General features: G+C 66.7%; 15 protein-coding genes. 13 read left to right on the forward strand and 2 right to left on the reverse strand.

The window, feature by feature from the left end; translation table 11 throughout:
- The first annotated feature begins 17 nt into the window (after positions 1–17).
- From ACQI46_RS10015 to ACQI46_RS10030, 4 genes are all read left to right on the forward strand, one after another.
- Positions 18–1,439, forward strand: coding sequence for a hypothetical protein (locus ACQI46_RS10015; RefSeq protein WP_427093826.1), 1,422 nt, complete (start codon positions 18–20; stop codon positions 1,437–1,439).
- A gap of 146 nt (positions 1,440–1,585) precedes the next feature.
- On the forward strand, positions 1,586–2,062 hold the full coding sequence (locus ACQI46_RS10020; RefSeq protein ID WP_427093827.1) for a hypothetical protein: 477 nt from the start codon (positions 1,586–1,588) through the stop codon (positions 2,060–2,062).
- A 53-nt stretch (positions 2,063–2,115) separates the two neighbouring features.
- The gene (locus ACQI46_RS10025) at positions 2,116–3,018 is read left to right on the forward strand and encodes an SDR family NAD(P)-dependent oxidoreductase (RefSeq protein ID WP_427093828.1); all 903 of its coding nucleotides are present in this window, start codon (positions 2,116–2,118) and stop codon (positions 3,016–3,018) included.
- A gap of 23 nt (positions 3,019–3,041) precedes the next feature.
- Positions 3,042–3,857, forward strand: coding sequence for a MerR family transcriptional regulator (locus ACQI46_RS10030; RefSeq protein ID WP_427093829.1), 816 nt, complete (start codon positions 3,042–3,044; stop codon positions 3,855–3,857).
- 12 nt (positions 3,858–3,869) lie between these two features.
- Here ACQI46_RS10030 and ACQI46_RS10035 read toward each other — a convergent pair whose 3' ends face one another.
- Together ACQI46_RS10035 and kstD are read right to left on the reverse strand one after the other, a co-directional pair.
- The gene (locus tag ACQI46_RS10035; RefSeq protein ID WP_427093830.1) at positions 3,870–4,730 is read right to left on the reverse strand and encodes a MaoC/PaaZ C-terminal domain-containing protein; all 861 of its coding nucleotides are present in this window, start codon (positions 4,728–4,730) and stop codon (positions 3,870–3,872) included.
- A 4-nt stretch (positions 4,731–4,734) separates the two neighbouring features.
- On the reverse strand, positions 4,735–6,417 hold the full coding sequence (kstD, locus tag ACQI46_RS10040; RefSeq protein WP_427093831.1) for a 3-oxosteroid 1-dehydrogenase: 1,683 nt from the start codon (positions 6,415–6,417) through the stop codon (positions 4,735–4,737).
- 72 nt (positions 6,418–6,489) lie between these two features.
- On the opposite strand from kstD, the gene ACQI46_RS10045 reads away from it, so the two are divergent.
- From ACQI46_RS10045 to ACQI46_RS10085, 9 genes are all read left to right on the forward strand, one after another.
- Positions 6,490–7,275, forward strand: coding sequence for a 2-keto-4-pentenoate hydratase (locus tag ACQI46_RS10045; RefSeq protein ID WP_427093832.1), 786 nt, complete (start codon positions 6,490–6,492; stop codon positions 7,273–7,275).
- A 15-nt stretch (positions 7,276–7,290) separates the two neighbouring features.
- Positions 7,291–8,238 (forward strand): acetaldehyde dehydrogenase (acetylating), encoded by a 948-nt coding sequence (locus ACQI46_RS10050; protein ID WP_427093833.1) that lies wholly within the window; start codon positions 7,291–7,293, stop codon positions 8,236–8,238.
- Positions 8,235–9,293: a 4-hydroxy-2-oxovalerate aldolase gene (gene dmpG, locus ACQI46_RS10055; protein ID WP_427093834.1), complete on the forward strand. Its 1,059-nt coding sequence runs from the start codon at positions 8,235–8,237 to the stop codon at positions 9,291–9,293. Before ACQI46_RS10050 ends, dmpG begins: the two co-directional genes overlap by 4 nt.
- A gap of 414 nt (positions 9,294–9,707) precedes the next feature.
- Positions 9,708–11,033, forward strand: a complete 1,326-nt coding sequence (locus ACQI46_RS10060) for an NtaA/DmoA family FMN-dependent monooxygenase (RefSeq protein WP_427093835.1) — start codon at positions 9,708–9,710, stop codon at positions 11,031–11,033.
- 28 nt (positions 11,034–11,061) lie between these two features.
- Positions 11,062–11,865, forward strand: a complete 804-nt coding sequence (locus tag ACQI46_RS10065) for an ABC transporter ATP-binding protein (protein ID WP_427093836.1) — start codon at positions 11,062–11,064, stop codon at positions 11,863–11,865.
- Complete coding sequence (locus ACQI46_RS10070; protein ID WP_427093837.1) at positions 11,862–12,743, forward strand: ABC transporter permease; 882 nt, start codon at positions 11,862–11,864, stop codon at positions 12,741–12,743. Before ACQI46_RS10065 ends, ACQI46_RS10070 begins: the two co-directional genes overlap by 4 nt.
- A gap of 58 nt (positions 12,744–12,801) precedes the next feature.
- Complete coding sequence (locus ACQI46_RS10075; protein ID WP_427093838.1) at positions 12,802–13,923, forward strand: ABC transporter substrate-binding protein; 1,122 nt, start codon at positions 12,802–12,804, stop codon at positions 13,921–13,923.
- Positions 13,924–13,965: 42 nt separating this feature from the next.
- Positions 13,966–15,354 carry an NtaA/DmoA family FMN-dependent monooxygenase gene (locus ACQI46_RS10080; protein WP_427093839.1) on the forward strand — a complete coding sequence of 463 codons (1,389 nt, stop codon included), beginning with the start codon at positions 13,966–13,968 and terminating at the stop codon, positions 15,352–15,354.
- A 53-nt stretch (positions 15,355–15,407) separates the two neighbouring features.
- A complete protein-coding gene (locus tag ACQI46_RS10085; protein ID WP_427093840.1) occupies positions 15,408–16,583 on the forward strand; it encodes an MFS transporter in 1,176 nt (391 codons plus the stop codon).
- Positions 16,584–16,619 lie beyond the last annotated feature (36 nt).

Raw genomic sequence — 16,619 nt, forward strand, 5'->3', positions numbered from 1 at the left:
CAGGGGAGTCACCGACCATGGCAAAGCATTCCAAAGTCCGCAGAGGTCAGCGGAGCCTGGCTATCAGGACCTATCTGACCGCGGGCGTCACCGGGGCGGCCATGGCCGGGCTCGGAACCCTGGCGCTCATCGGGACCGACGAGGCCCCGCAACAGCGCTCCTACGACGTGCGCCTGGTCTCCAACGAGGCCTGGCTGTTCGGAATGGGCGGCGACGGCAGCAAGACGGCCAACGAGTCCAACATGTTCGCCGCTGCCGCAGACGCTCCGGCGGCCGCGGCACTGCGGCCGATGTTCGGTGACGGCGGATGGCTGATCGGTAACGGCCTCGACGCCGCTCCGGACTGCACCGGCGCCGCCTGCAACGGCGGCAACGGCGGCCTCCTGGGAGGCAACGGTGGCAATGGCGCCAACGGCGGCAGCGGCGGCAACGGCGGACTGCTGTTCGGCAACGGTGGTAACGGCGGCGACGGCCTCGACGCGGTCTACAACGCGGAGACCGGTGCCCGCACCGCTGCCACCAACGGCGGCCGGGGCGGCAACGCCGGTTGGTTCGGCAACGGTGGCAACGGCGGTCGCGGCGGCGACGACACCAACACCGAGGACTTCGAAGACGACGAGGACACCGAGGACACCGACGAGTCGCTGGGCAACAACGCCTACGCCGGAAACGGAGGCGCGGGCGGCCGCGGCGGGTTCTTCGGCAACGGTGGCAACGGTGGTGACGGCGGCAACGCCTCGTCGCTCAACGGCAGCGCGTACGGCTACTTCAACGAGAATGTCTCCTTCGGCCGCGGCGGCAACGGCGGCGATGCGCTTGGCTTCTCCGGCAACGGAGGCCGCGGCGGCAACGGTGGCACGGCCACGGCCGATGCCGAGGGCGAAGAGGCCCTGGCCGGCGACGGCGGCACCGGTGGCACCGGCGGGTTCTACGGCGACGCAGGCGACGGCGGCCACGGCGGTGACGCCGACGGCGGCAGCGACGCCTACGCCGAGGGCGGCTTCGGCGGCGACGGTGGGGACAGCCGCAACGGTGATGCCGGCAACGGAGGCGACGGCGGTAACGGCGTCAGTGAGAACGACGTCGCTTACGGCGGCGACGGTGGCTTCGGCGGCGATGTCCGATTCAGCGGCAGGGGTGGCGACGGCGGCCGCGGCGGTGACGCCGACGGCGGCGACCCGCCGCTCGATGAGGACGGCGAACCGACCGGTCCTGCGGCCGGCGGCGGCTGGGGCGGCGACGGTGGAAACGGCAGCCTCCTCAACCGCGGCGGCGACGGTGGCGACGGCGGCAACGCCGTTGCCAACGACGAAGACGATGCCGAGGGCGGGATCGGTGGCGAAGCGGGCCGCGGAGGTACCGACGGTACCGACGGAACTGCCGGTGCCCGCGACGACAGCGGCGATACCGGCGGCGACACCGGTGGCAGCGACGACTGACGCATAGCGCGACACGACCGGGTACGGACGCCGTTGGCGCCGTACCCGGTTGTCGTCGCGAACAGGTCTGCCAATACCCTTGCCGTTGAGGGGTTTTCGGACCCAGGCCTGCAGGGCGCAAGGAGCCCTCGGGCTATGATCGCGGCATGTCAGAGACCACGAACCTTCATCGCGGCGCGCCTGGTTGGGTCGCCCCGGCCGCCCTCGCCGTCGCCGTCATCGCCGCGGTCCTCGCGGCCTGGGGACTGTGGCGCTCACCCGCCGACTCGGCCGAATCCAAAGCCGGACCAGTGGACAAGGCCCAAATCTGCTCGGACTTCGAGACGGTGCGCACGGCGGTGTCCTTGCAGACCAACGCCGACCTGGGACCCGACCGCGTGGCGGTGCAGGCGGTGGCCGCCAACGCTCGCCTGGCCACCCTGGGTGGCGGGCAGTATCTGCTCTGGCAGGTCAGCGACGTGGAACCCGATGAGCTGGCCGAAGCGGTGCGCTCATTCGCCGAGGACCTCACCCAGATCGGTATGGGTCAGCTCGCCGGCGCACGAAGCGAGGACCCGGCCCAGAACGAGCGTATGAACAACGCTCAGACCACAGCCGCCCGCGTCGCCGAACTGTGCAAGTAGTCCCCGGCTGACTTCTTGACTCTCCCCCTGAGGGAGACCGCACTCTCGACGCCATGACAGCGGAGAGAAACGCCGGTGCTCCGGCGCGCACCTGGTTCATCACCGGCGGCACCCCCGGCGGATTCGGTATGGCTTTCGCCGAGGCGGCTCTGGAGGCGGGCGACCGGGTGGTCCTCACGGCACGACGGCCGCGCGAGTTGACCGCGTGGGCCGACGCGTTCGGCGACCGGGTTCTGGTGGTGCCGTTGGACGTGACAGACGTTTCACAGGTGCGTACCGCAGTGGCGGCGGCAGAGGACTTCGGTGGTATCGACGTCCTCGTGAACAACGCGGGGCGCGGGTGGTACGGCTCTGTCGAAGGAATGGATGAGCGGGGCATCCGAGCGATGTTCGAATTGAACTTCTTCGCCGTCATCTCTGTTCTCCGCGCCGCACTTCCGGGCATGCGTGCGCGAGGCGACGGCTGGATCGTCAACATGTCGTCGGTCGCCGGTCTGCGCGGTATCACCGGATTCGGCTATTACAGCGCAACCAAATTCGCGATCGAAGGTCTCACCGAGGTACTCCGTGAGGAGGTCGCCCCGTTCGGTATCCGCGTGCTCGCAGTCGAGCCCGGCGCGTTCCGCACCAACGCCTACGCCGGCTTCGCCGACGAGCCGATCGCGGAGCCCATCGTCGAGTACCACCCGCTGCTGGCCGACGTCCGCGCAGCCATGGTCGCTCAGGACGGCGTCCAGCCGGGCGACCCCAGGCGAGGAGCCCGAGCGGTGCTCACCGCGATGGCCCAGGAGGCGCCGCCGCACCGACTGGTGCTCGGCAGCAACGGCTTCGACGCCGCGATGTCGACGCTCCAGCACACGCTGACCGAGCTGGGGCGCAACGAAGCCCTGTCGCGCGGCGCCGACTTCCCGATGGCCGATATGGTCGGCCTGAAAAGCGCACCTCCTGTACGGTGACGACCAGTAAGAGGGGAACTGCCATGCGTTCCGGCCTGTCGATCGGTGAGTTCGCCACGGTGACGCGCCTGAGCGTGCGGACCCTGCGTCGCTACCATGAGCTCGGGTTGCTCGAACCTGCCACGGTCGATCCGTTCACCGGCTACCGGTACTACAGCTCCGAGCAGATCCCCACCGCTCAGGTGATCCAACAGCTGCGCGCCCTCGATGTGCCACTGGCTGAAGTGAAAGTGGTTCTGGCAAGCGAAGATCCGCAGCGCCGAGCCGAAGTGATCGCTGGTCATCTACAACGTCTCGAGGCCGAGCTGGACCGGACACGTGCCGCCGTGGTCTCCCTGCGTCGGCTGTTGGACCCCGTGCCCGCGGACGCCCCCGTGGAACTGCGCACGGTTGCCGCGTGCACGGTGGCCGCTGTCAGCGGTCATGTCGCGCATGAGGATTCGTTGGCGTGGTACGACTCCGCGATGGCAGAACTGGACGAGGCGTTCCCGCCTGCCGAACGTACCGGGCCACCCGGTGGGCGCTACGCCAACGAGCTTTTCACTCACGGTGCGGGTGACATGACCGTCTTCCGGCCGGTCCGCGCACCACAGGCCCGCGGACGGATCCATGTACTCGACCTGCCTGCGGTCGATCTAGCGGTCACCGTGCACTTCGGTCCACACGACGACATCGACGTCACCTATGGACGACTGGGGGCCTGGGTCGTCGAACACACCCTCGCCGTGGACGGGCCGATCCAAGAGACGTATCTCGTGGGCCCGCGCGACACGCAGGACCCCCAGGAATGGCGCACCGAAATCGGTTGGCCGGTCTTTCCGGTGGCCCCGGTCCGGTGAGGCCGGTGCTGCTCAGGCGGGCACGAACTCCACGCCGGCCAGTGCGACGGCGTTGTCGCGCTCGGGGGCGGTGACGGTGGCGGTGTAGGCCCCGTCCTGCTTCCAGACGCTCACGCGCAGCGACTCACCGGGGAACACCACGCCGGCCATCCGGGCACCGTAGGACTTCAGCCCGCTGACGTCGCCGTCGAGCAGGTTGTCCACCAGCGCCTTACAGGTCATCCCGTACGTGCACAGCCCGTGCAGGATCGGACGCGGGAAGCCCGCCGCCGCAGCGAAGTCCGGATCCGAGTGCAGCGGGTTGCGGTCGCCGCACATGCGGTACAGCAGCGCCTGCTGGGGAGAGGTCGGGATGGTCAGTTCCAGATCAGGTGCACGGTCGGGCGCCGCGGAGGAGCCGGACGGGCCGCGGTCGCCGCCGAATCCGCCCTCGCCGCGCGCGAAGATCGAGCGCTTCTGCGTCCACAGGAGCGTGCCGTCCGGGTCGGTCACGGTGGTCTCCGACCAGATGACCGCGGCCTTGCCCTTGTCCCAGATCTCGGTGAACTTCGTGACCGCGGTGCCGGTGCCCGCCGGTGGGATCGGACCCGGCACGGTCACGGCCTCGCTGGCGTGCAGCACCTTGCTCAACTCGATGTCGATGCCGGGAAACTGCACCGACGGCGGCTCGGTCATGTGGAAGCTGGCCGCCACATTGGCGAATGTCGGCAACACCTGTGGGGTGTCGTCGATGAGGTAGCGCAGTTCCCGCTTGTCCATCGGGTCGCTGCCGGCGCCCAGACCCAGATGGTAGAGCTGGATGTCGCTGCTGGTCCACGAGAATTCGACCGGATCGAGCTCGGCGCCGAGCGCCTCGTCGAGGTTGATGGGCACGGGTTTACGCCTTTCCTGCCAGGTGGAGCGCCGCGAGGTAGCCGAATGTCATGGCCGGACCGATGGTGCCGCCCGGACCAGGATAAGTGTGGCCCATCACCGGGGCACTGACGTTCCCCGCGGCGTAGAGGCCTTCGATGACCGAGCCGTCGTCGCGCAGCGCGCGACCGTGCACGTCGGTGACGATGCCGCCCTTGGTGCCCAGGTCGCCGGGGACCAGCTTGGCCGCGTAGAACGGGGCATGGCTGATCTCGCCGAGATTCGGGTTCGGCTTGTTGGTGGGGTCGCCGTAGTACCGGTCGTAGGCGCTCTGGCCGCGCTTGAAATCCTCGTCGACGCCGGAGCGGGCGAACCCGTTGAACCTCGTCACCGTCTCGGCGAACGCATCGGCGGGCAGCCCGGTCTTGCCGGCCAACTCGTCGAGCGTCGTCGCGGTGACGATCACTCCCGACTCCAGCCACTTCTTCGGAATTCGCTGTCCCGGTTGGAGTCCGGCGAAGATGTAGCGGTCGCGGTACTGCTGGTCGAACACCAGCCACGCCGGGATGTTCTCACCGGGTCCGGGCCCCTGCCCGTACTGGCCGCCGTACATGTGGTGGCAGGCCTCCACATACGGCATGGACTCGTTCATGAACCGCTTGCCGTTCATGTTCACGATGATCGACCCCGGCGAGTTGCGCTCCGACAGTGCGAACCACGGCGCGCCGATCAGGGGGACCGTCGGCCCCCACCACGCGTCCTCCATGACATCGAGTGCGGCGCCGAGCTTTTCGGCGGCCAGGATGCCGTCGCCGGTGTTGGCCACCGCGCCGACGGTCCACTCGGTGGTGATGGGGGCGCGCTGGTATTTCACCCGCATCTGCTCGTTGTGTTCGAAGCCGCCGCTGCCCAGGATCACCCCTCGACGAGCCCGGATCAGTTGCGGTTCGGCAGATTCGCCGGAGGTCGTGTCCTTGACGTAGATGCCGCGCACCACGCCGTCTTCGACGTAGAGGTCGGTCAGCGCGGTGTTCAGCCGCACCGGGACACCGGCGTCGCGCAACGCGATGCGCAGCGGTGCGATCAACGCGCGACCCATGCCCACCAGGTTCTTGCGGGTGGCGTTGGCCCACACGGTCCGGGCGCCGACCTTGAGGCTGCGCAGCAGTCCGCGCGGATGCCGCTTGAGCTGGTTGAGCCGGACGTAGTCCTGCTGCATCACCACCATGTTCATCGGCACCTTGCCGTAGGGCGGCTCCAGGCCGGCCAGGTCGGCACCGAGCTTGTTGGCGTCGAACGGCTTGGGCTCGACCGAGCGCCCGCTGGCCCTGCCGCCCGGCGTCTCCGGGTAGTAATCGGAGTAGTTCGGCACCCAGCACAGCTTCAGCGGCGAGTTCTGCAGGACGAAGGACAGCATCTCCGGCCCGCGGTCCAGGTAGGTGTCGATCTTCTCGGCCGGCACCACGTCGCCGATGATCGCGTGCAGATACGTGCGAGCGGCCTCGCGGGTGTCGTCGACCCCGTCGCGTTTGAGCACCTCGTTGTTCGGGATCCACACGCCGCCACCTGACCGCGCAGTGGAACCACCGTAGTGCGGGGCCTTCTCAACGACTATCGTCGAGAGGCCCTGGTGAGCGGCGGTCAGGGCCGCGACCATGCCTGCGGCACCGCTGCCGACCACGACGACGTCATACTCCTGCTCCGACATGTAGAACACGTTATAGAATTGCCCGGCCGACCCACAACTGTGCCGGTCGACGAAACGAAGGGACTTCACGAGATGTTGTCCGATGAGGTGCGCGAGAAGCTCGCCGCCGACCTGGCCCAGGCCGAGCGCAGCCAGGTGCCCATCACTCCGCTGACCGACGCCCATCCCGACATCGACGTCGTCGACGCCTACGAGATCCAGCTGATCAACATCCGCCAGAAGGTCGCCGAAGGTGCCCGCGTGGTGGGACACAAGGTGGGCCTGTCCAGCGAGGCCATGCAGAAGATGATGGGTGTCGACGAACCCGACTACGGCCACCTGCTCGACGACATGCAGGTCTACGAAGACGTGCCCGTCCGCTCCGGCAAGTACCTGTATCCGCGGGTGGAGGTCGAGGTCGGCTTCATCCTGGCCGACGACCTCCCCGGTGCGGGCTGCACCGAGGACGACGTGCTCGCCGCGACGGCTGCGTTCGCACCCGCCATCGAACTCATCGACACGCGGATCACCAACTGGCAGATCAAGCTCTGCGACACCATCGCCGACAACGCGTCCTCAGCGGGTTGGGTGCTCGGCGAGGCGCGGGTCTCGCCGAAGGACATCGACATCAGGGCGATCGACGCCGTGCTGACCAACAACGGCGAGGTGGTGGCCGAGGGGCGCAGTGACGCGGTGCTGGGCAACCCGGTGACCGCGGTGGCGTGGCTGGCCCGCAAGGTCGACAGTTTCGGAGTGCGGTTGAAGGCCGGAGACATCGTGCTGCCCGGTTCGTGCACGCGTGCGATAGATGCACCACCCGGGAGCCATTTCGTCGCCGACTTCAGCGGTTTAGGTTCAGTACAACTGAGTTTCGAGTAACCCGAAGGACTAGCAATGTCTACGGACAAGAAAGCCTCCGTCGCGATCGTGGGATCCGGCAACATCAGCACCGACCTGCTCTACAAGCTGCTGCGTTCGGAGTGGCTCGAGCCGCGCTGGATGATCGGCATCGACCCGGAGAGCGAAGGCCTGGCCCGGGCGCGCAAGCTCGGCCTGGAGACGTCGCACGAAGGCGTGGACTGGCTGCTCGCGCAGTCGGAGAAGCCCGACCTGGTGTTCGAGGCCACCAGCGCCTACGTGCACCGCGACGCGGCGCCCAAGTACGCCGAAGCCGGAATCCGCGCCATCGACCTCACCCCGGCGGCCATCGGGCCCGGCGTCATCCCGCCGGCGAACCTGCGCGAGCACCTCGACGCGCCGAACGTGAACATGGTGACGTGCGGCGGACAGGCCACCATCCCGATGGTGTACGCGGTTTCCCGCGCGCTGGCCGACAACGGCGGAGTGCCCTACGCCGAAATCGTCGCGTCGGTGTCGTCGGCGTCGGCCGGCCCGGGCACCCGCGCCAACATCGACGAGTTCACCAAGACCACCAGCGCCGGCGTCGAGGTCATCGGCGGCGCCCGGCGCGGCAAGGCCATCATCATCCTCAACCCGGCCGAACCTCCGATGATCATGCGCGACACCATCTTCTGCGCCATCCCCGAGGATGCCGACCACGCCGCGATCACCCAGTCGATCAAGGACGTGGTGGCCGAGGTGCAGACCTACGTGCCCGGGTACCGCCTGCTCAATGAGCCGCAGTTCGACGAGCCCTCGGTGGTCAACGGCGGCAACCACGTGGTCACGATTTTCGTGGAAGTGGAGGGTGCGGGAGATTACCTGCCGCCTTACGCTGGAAACCTGGACATCATGACCGCCGCGGCGGCCAAGGTCGGCGAAGAGATCGCGAAGCAGCAGGCCGGGGCATCGCTCTCCGCGCCCACAGGAGGTCAGGCATGAGCACCGACGACATCTTCTTCAACCCGGTATGGGACGTCCGGATGACGGACACCTCGCTGCGCGACGGTAGCCACCACAAGCGCCACCAGTTCACCAAGGACGAGGTCGGCGCCATCGTCGCAGCGCTCGACGCGGCCGGCGTGCCGGTCATCGAGGTCACCCACGGTGACGGACTGGGTGGTTCGAGCTTCAACTACGGCTTCTCCAAAACGCCTGAGCAGGAACTGATCAAGCTCGCCGCGGAGACCGCCAAGGAATCCAAGATCGCCTTCCTGATGCTGCCGGGCGTGGGCACCAAGGAGGACATCAAGGAAGCCCAGAACAACGGCGGATCCATCTGCCGGATCGCGACGCACTGCACCGAAGCCGACGTGTCGATCCAGCACTTCGGGCTGGCCCGCGAACTCGGGCTGGAGACCGTCGGCTTCCTGATGATGAGCCACACCATCAGCCCGGAGAAGCTCGCCAAACAGGCGCGCATCATGGCCGACGCCGGTTGCCAGTGCGTTTACGTGGTCGATTCGGCCGGTGCCCTGGTCCTCGAAGGCGTCCGGGACCGGGTGGCCGCGCTGGTCGCCGAACTCGGCAACGATGCTCAAGTGGGCTTCCATGGCCACGAGAACCTCGGCCTCGGTGTCGCCAACTCCATCGAGGCCGTGCGTGCGGGCGCCAAGCAGATCGACGGGTCGTGCCGTCGGTTCGGCGCCGGTGCCGGCAACGCGCCGGTCGAGGCGCTGATCGGCGTGTTCGACAAGATCGGCGTCAAGACCGGCATCGATTTCTTCGACATCGCCGACGCGGCCGAAGAGGTCGTGGCCCCGGCCATGCCCGCCGAGTGCCTGCTGGACCGCAACGCCCTGATCATGGGTTACTCCGGCGTCTACTCCAGCTTCCTCAAGCACGCCATCCGCCAGTCCGAGCGCTACGGCGTGCCGGCGCACCAGCTGTTGCACCGCGCCGGGCAGCGCAAGCTGATCGGCGGTCAGGAAGACCAGCTGATCGACATCGCGCTGGAGATCAAGCGCGAGCAGGAGGCGCAGACCTCTCCGGCGTGACCTCAGGGCGAGGTGACCACCTCGAGTCCCTGAGCCTTCCCATCGGAGCACGATCCGACGCCGCCCGGTGAGCAACCGGGCGGCGCACACCGTGCTGCCCGAAACATCTACCGCCACAACGTCTTCCTGCCGGCGTGCAACGGAGCCGAGGTGCGGTGATCGTGGCCGTCGCCACTCGACGGTGAACGCTGCTTGCTTCAGCGGTGGTTTCGGCCCGCTGGCGCAATCCGTTGTTACCTGTCTCGGAACGACACGTCAGCGACGCCGGCAACACTGCGGGCGATACCCGCGACCGGCGCAACGTGGAGTTATCTTCGCCGTCGCAGTTTCGACACGGGCCGTTGTTGCACTCTTTGCGGATCGATCAACGGTCGGTCCAGATCGCCTTCACCGTCTGATCTGCAGGGAGTGTCGATGTCTGCCAGCCCGTTCCACCTCGGGTGGTTCATGAGTGGCTTCCGTGTTCTGGGATGGCAGGACCAATGGATCGGAAGCCAGGCGACGACGTCGATGCGGGCCGACTTCTATGTCGACTTCGCCCGCAACCTGGAGCGCGCCTGTTTCGACTTCTTCCTCAGCGCCGACAGCTCGTATGTTCCCGATGCGTGGGAGGGTAAGCACGACTGGGCATTGACCAACGCCGAGGCGGTGCCCAAACAGGATCCCGCGCCGATGATGGCTGTCATCGGTCACCTGACCTCGAACATCGGAATCGCGCCGACGCTGTCGGTCACCGAGTATCCGCCGTATCTGCTGGCCCGTCTGATCTCGACGCTCGACCACATCTCCTCCGGTCGCGTCGCCTGGAACTCGGTCACGTCCAGTTCGGACCGGGCTGCCCAGAACTACGGGCACCCGGCCCAGCCGCCGCACGACATCCGCTACGAGATGGCCCACGAGTTCACCGAAGTCGTCACCGGCCTGTGGGACACGTGGGAACCGGGCTCGATGCCGATGGACCAGAAGGCCGGCGTGTTCGCCGACCCGACGAAGGTCCACACGCTCGACTTCGAAGGCAAGTACTACCGCAGTCGCGGACCGCTCAACACCGGGCGAAGCCCCCAGGGGCGTCCGGTGATCATCCAGGCGGGCGGATCCCCGGCCGGCCGGGATTACGGTGCACGGTTCGCCGAAGTGATCCTGTCGGCGGCCAAGGGCGTCGACGAGATGAAGGCCTACCGCAACGACATCCGCGCGCGTCTGGTCGCCTACGGCCGAAAGCCCGACGACTGCAAGGTCATGTTCCTGTGCGCACCCGTCCTGGGGGACACCCGGGAAGCCGCCGAGATCAAGCGGAACCAGATGCTGGCGCGCGCGGCGGCCGACTACACCTACGCGCTGGCGCACATGGGCTACAACACCAACATCGACTTCTCGGTCTATGACCCCGACGTTCCGATCCGGGACCTGGCAGATCAGTTCTCCACCAACGGACATCAGAGCAGCCTGGAGAGTTTCATCACTTCCAACCGCGACCGGACGCTGCGCGAGCTGGGCAGCATGGCCGCCGACGGAGGGGCGACCGGTGGGTTCATCGGGACGCCCGACGACGTGGCCGCCCAGATGGACGAGATGATGCAGGAAGTCGGCGGGGACGGATTCCTCATCCGCTACGACACGGTGTCTCGTCGTTCCATCGCCGAGATCACCGATGGCCTGGTACCCGCGCTGCAACGCCGCGGCCTGGTCCGGCGCGGATACAGCTACAGCACACTGCGCGACAACCTGCTCGAGTTCTGACCGACACCGAGATTCCGAAAGCAAGTCGATGACATCTACCTCCGTGGTGACCGAACCCCCTGCATCTTTCGTCGGATCGTTGATCACGGGGCGGTCGCTGTACAAGGTGTACCCCACCAGCAACGGCCCAGTGTTGGCTCTGGACAACGTCTCCTTCGACATCGCCCGCGGCGAGTTCATCTCGCTCGTCGGTCCGAGCGGCTGCGGGAAATCCACCCTCCTCAACATCATCGGGGGCCTGTTGCCCTACAGCCGAGGCGATCTGCGGTATGCCGGCGAGGAGCATCTGAGTCCTCGACGTGAAATCGGCATGATGTTCCAGACACCGCTTCTGCTGCCCTGGCGCACGGTGATGAAGAACATCATGCTTCCCGTCGAGGTGCTGGGACTGCGCAAGGCCGAGGCGAAGGCACGCGCCGAGGCACTGCTGGCGAAGGTGGGTCTGAGTGAGTTCGCCAACCGCTACCCAGGAGAACTCTCCGGCGGGATGAAACAGCGCGCCGCGCTGTGCCGGCTGCTCGTGTCCGAACCCGAGGTGCTGCTCATGGACGAACCTTTCGGTGCGTTGGACGAATTCACTCGCGAGTCCATGAACGCCGAGCTGCTGCGGGTGTGGGCCGACACCAAGAAGACGGCGATCTTCGTGACGCACAACATCTCTGAAGCCGTCTACCTTTCTGATCGCGTATTCGTCATGACGCCGCGGCCGGGGCGGCTGGCCGCCGTCGTGGACATCGATCTGCCGCGTCCGCGCACCGAGGCGATGTGGTCGTCTCCGGAGCTGCTCACCTATACCAGCCAAATCCGCGACATCCTCGGGGGTGCACATTGACCAGCGCAGATTTGACGATCGCCGTGGCCACGCCCGTCCTCGGGGTTCGAAACACCGCTGTGGCAAGCGAGTTCGACAATCTGAATGCCCTCGAGCTGGCGCGCGCCCGGCGCAACGCGGTGCGGCGACGGCTGCTGGATGCGATGGCGTTCGTCGGGTGCGGAGTCCTGCTGATCGGCGGATGGGAATGGGGAGCCCGGACCGAATTCATCAATCCCCGCATCGCGCCGGCCCCCTCGGCGATCCTCGGTCATCTACCGACGCTGGTGACTGCTGACTACTTCCCCAAACACCTGACGGTCACCGTGCAGGAGCTTGCTTTCGGATTCGGAATCGGCGTGCTGCTCGGGATTGCGCTGGGCGCCCTGGTCTCCCTCTCCGAATTCTGCCGAGCGGTGATTCAACCCTATGTCGTCGCACTGCAGGCACCTCCGAAGGTGCTGTTGGCTCCGCTGTTCGTCACGTTGTTCGGGTTCGGCATCATGCCCAAGATCGTGATGGCGGTGATCATCGCGTTCTTCCCGATGTTCGTCAACACCGTCACCGGGTTCAGCGCGCTGAGCCCGGATGCCGAGCGCCTCATGAGATCGCTCACCGCATCGCGCACGCAGGTGTTCTTCAAAGTGCGGCTGCCCAACGCTTTGCCGCTGATGGCCTCGGGAGTGAAGCTGTGCTGGACACTGGCCGTCACCGGCGTGATCGTCGCCGAGTTCGTCGGTGCGCAGGCCGGTCTGGGATTCCTGCTCAACTCCTTCAGCATCCAGAGCGACATCCTCGGCGTCTTCAGCGTCATCGTCCTGATCGCGCTGGCCACCGTCGTCGTGTACGGGGCACTCGAACTGCTGGAGCGACGCATCGTGTTCTGGGGACGGCTATGACCCGCGACCAGTCCGACCCGCTCGGTGAAAAGCCTTCCCTCACAACAAGGAGATGAACATGAAGCGTTACTTCCAGCGTCCCGCACACATCGGCGTCATGCTGCTCGCCGGCATGGTGACGTTTGCCGGAGCCTGCTCGTCCGACAACGCCGGCGGGGGATCGACCGACGCGGGTGACGGGCTGACACTGGTCCGTCTGGTCACGAGCAATTCGGGGCCGTCGGCAAGCGACACCCCGATCCACATCGCGATGGACGAAGGTTGGTTCGAGGAGGAGGGGCTCCGGGTCGAGATCGTGTTCTCCCCGGGCAGCGGCGCCGCGATCCAACAGCTCGCAGCCGGCAACGCCGACATTGCCTCCACCACGCCGGCGTCGGTGATGCAGGCCAACTTGCAGGGCACACCGGTGTCGATGGTGCTGCAGCACAACTACAAGCAGCCGTTCGACATCGCCGCGCCCGCGGGAAGCGGCATAAACACCATCGCAGACCTGCGGGGCAAGACCATCGGCGTGTCGGAACTGTCCGGCGGTGAGATGCCGATGGTGCGCGCTGCACTGGCGGTCGCCGGCCTCGACGAGGGCGCCGACGTCAAGATCATCCCCGCCGGTGAGGGCGACCCGTCGACGGTCAACGCACTGAAGAACGGGACGATCAACGCGTACGCGAGCTCCACACGCGACATCGTCAACCTCGGCACCAACGGTTTCGAAACCGAGATGGTGTCGATCACCCCGGCCGAGGTCGCCGCGTTCCCCGGCGACGGGATGGCAGCCAAGACCGAGCTCGTCGAGCAGAAGCCCGACGTGGTCGAAGGATTCACCCGCGCGGCGCTCAAGGGCCTGGTCTACACCATGTCCAACCCCGACGCCGCGTTCACCTACGCCCAGGCCAACTTGGCCGAGGCGCTGGCCACCGATCCTGTGCTGGCACGCACCTACTTCGATCTGACCATCGAGAACTTCGGACCGGTCCTTCCGCCCTCGGTGCCGAACCGCGGCCTGTTCGACCGCGCCTCCTACGAAACCCTCATGGGCTTCCTGCAGCAGGGTGACGACGAGACCCGGGTCCTGGATGGCCCGGTGGATCTGGATGTGGTCCTCAAGCCCGCCTTGGTCGAAAAAGTCTGGTCGACAACAGACTTCGCGGCCATCGAGGAAAAGGCGAAGGGTGCCAGCTGACCTGTTCACCGGACCGACATCACACCTAGAGGAAGCGACCTGATGGAACCCACACTCAAGCTCGCGCTCGACCTTTCCTTCACCCACACCGAGGGTGCCTGGCGTAACCCGGGCTCTTGGGTCAACTACCCGTACTACACACAACCCGACATCTGGGAGGACGTGGCCCGGGCCGCCGAACGCGGGTGCATCGACATGCTGTTCTTCGGTGACGGTGTCGGCATCCCCGACACCTGGGGCTCGAGCATCGACGCGGCGGTGAAGTGGGGTCTACAGTGGCCCCGCCACGACATGAGCCCGACGATCGCGGTGATGTCGCGGGTCACCAGGCACATCGGCTTCTGCCTGACGTTCTCACCGACCTACATGCACCCCTACTACGTGGCGCGCCATGTGGCGTCCCTGGACCATGTGACCGGTGGCCGGATGGCACTGAACCTGATCACCTCGGCCCGTCGATCCGACGCTGCGAACTACGGCTTCGACGAGCTGATGGAGCACGACCGCCGCTACGAACGCGGCGACGAGTTCATCGACGTGCTGAAGGGGCTGTGGAACAGCATCGAGCCCGACGCCATCGTCCTCGACAAGGAGACCGGCGTCTTCGCCGACCCGGCGAAGGTGCACTACCTCGACCACGTCGGCGAGTTCTTCAACGTCAAGGGGCCGTTGAACATGCTGCCCGCACCCCAGTACCACCCCGTCCTGGTCCAGGCTGGCGCGTCTCCGCGCGGAATGAAGTCCTTCGCCCGCAACGCCGACGTGGTCTTCATCTCGCGGCCGACTGCACCGGCGATGGTGAAGTTCCGCGAACAGCTCGACAACGAACTCGCCGCGGTCGGACGTGCCCCCGAGGAGATCCAGGTGCTCTGGCCGATCCACCCGATGATGGGTGAATCCTCCTCGCACGCCAAGGAACTCGAGGCGCAGTTGATCGAGTCGGTGCCGCTGGAAGCCGGCGGGGTGTTCATGGCGCACAAGAGCGGATTCGACTTCTCCACACTGCCGGAGACCTTCACCCTCGACGAGGCGATCAAAGCGATTGAGGCCGAGAACGGATCCACCGCCTATCTGCCCAAACTGGCAGAGAAGATCGGTCCGGACGGGGTCTTCACCAAGGAGATCTTCCAGCAGATGGGACGCGAATCGATGATCGCGGGCGGCCCGACGCTCTACGGTACCGCCGAGGACATCGCCGACCAGATCTGCGATCTGCACTCGCAGACGGGGCCGAACATCGGATTCATGATCTCGATCCACAATTTCATGCCGCGCAACGCCGTCGACTTCGTCGACAAGGTGATACCGATTCTGCAGAAGCGCGGCGTCTTCAAGACCAGCTACGGCGCGAACAAGACACTGCGTGACAATCTCGGGGTCCCTCTCAAGCGCCGGAGCCGCGCTGGGTGCGGACTGAGCGCGACTGAATGATCCGCCGTAACGCAGCGACCACGGCGCTTCGGGCCCGGTTCACCACAGCGTCGGTGAACACGGCCGCCATGATCGTCGCGCTCGCTCATCTGATCTACGTGCCGGCGATTCCGCTGGTGAAGGACGAGCTCGGGGTCAGCGCGGGCAGTGTGGCCTGGACAATCGCGGCCTTCACGATCAGTCAGTCGGTGGCCCAGGTACTCGTCGGTCCCATGGCCGACCGCACCAACGGGGCCCGGCTGCTGCGCATCGGGTTGGTGCTGTTCCTCGTGTCCAACGCCCTCATCTTGGCTGTGCCCACCTTGACCGGTCTGATGGCGGGCCGGATCATCACGGGCTTCGGTGCGGGGATGGTCACCGGAGCGGGTTATGCCCTGGTCGCACAGGCGAATTCGGTCGGGAAGGGCCGGGAACGCGCGCTGGCGGTGTACCAGGCCATCATCGCGGTGGGCGCCGTGGCCGGGCCGAGCAGCGGTGCGGCGATCGTGGCGCTCACCGGTCGGTGGGAGTACGTCTTTCTCATCCTGCTCGGGGCGTCCGCGGTCGCCCTGGTGATCAGCTGCGTGCTGCCCCCTCCGGCGGTCGAATTCCAGGCACCCTCGCCGCAGGAGATGTGGCTCGCGGCACGACATCGTGGCGTGCTGGTGATGGCGCTGGTGAGCGGCATCGTAGGTGTGGCGATCATGACGATGCACAGCTCGCTGGCCTTTGTGCTCGACGACGGTGACCTGCCCGCCCAGTGGATGGATTCGGTCGGATTCGCGATGATCCCGTGCGGAGTGCTGACCGGATCGATGCTCGTCGGGCATCTGTTGCAGCGGTTCGAAGGTCGTGTTCTGCTGACTGCGGCCCTGGTTTGGCTCGCTGTCGTCATCTCGGTGTTCGGCGTGGTGCAGCAGTGGACGGGGGCATCGTTGTGGCTCTTCCCGTTGCTGTTCGCGAGCGGCCTCGGGTTGGGGGCCGGTATGGCGTTGAGCATCGGGGTGGCGACGTCCCTGGCGTCGTCGTCGCCGGGAACGGTCTCAGCTGTCGTCGTGGTCTCGCGGAACATCGGTACGACGGTTGCCCCGTTCGTCGTGGGTGTGGCCTACGACCTCGACAACCTCTGGGGCGCATATCTGGTCGCCGTGGCGGCGATCGTGGTCGCGGGTGCGCTGTCGGCGGCCTGGACGCGCCGTTCGGCACGTAACGAAGCAGAGGCGGTCGCGCTGGCGACCGGACCTGTGTGAGTTGAGAGAAGGTGATCCCTGTGCAGTTCGAACGCT

It is taken from the genome of Mycobacterium sp. SMC-4, from assembly GCF_050205565.1.
In the GTDB taxonomy this organism is placed as follows: domain Bacteria; phylum Actinomycetota; class Actinomycetes; order Mycobacteriales; family Mycobacteriaceae; genus Mycobacterium.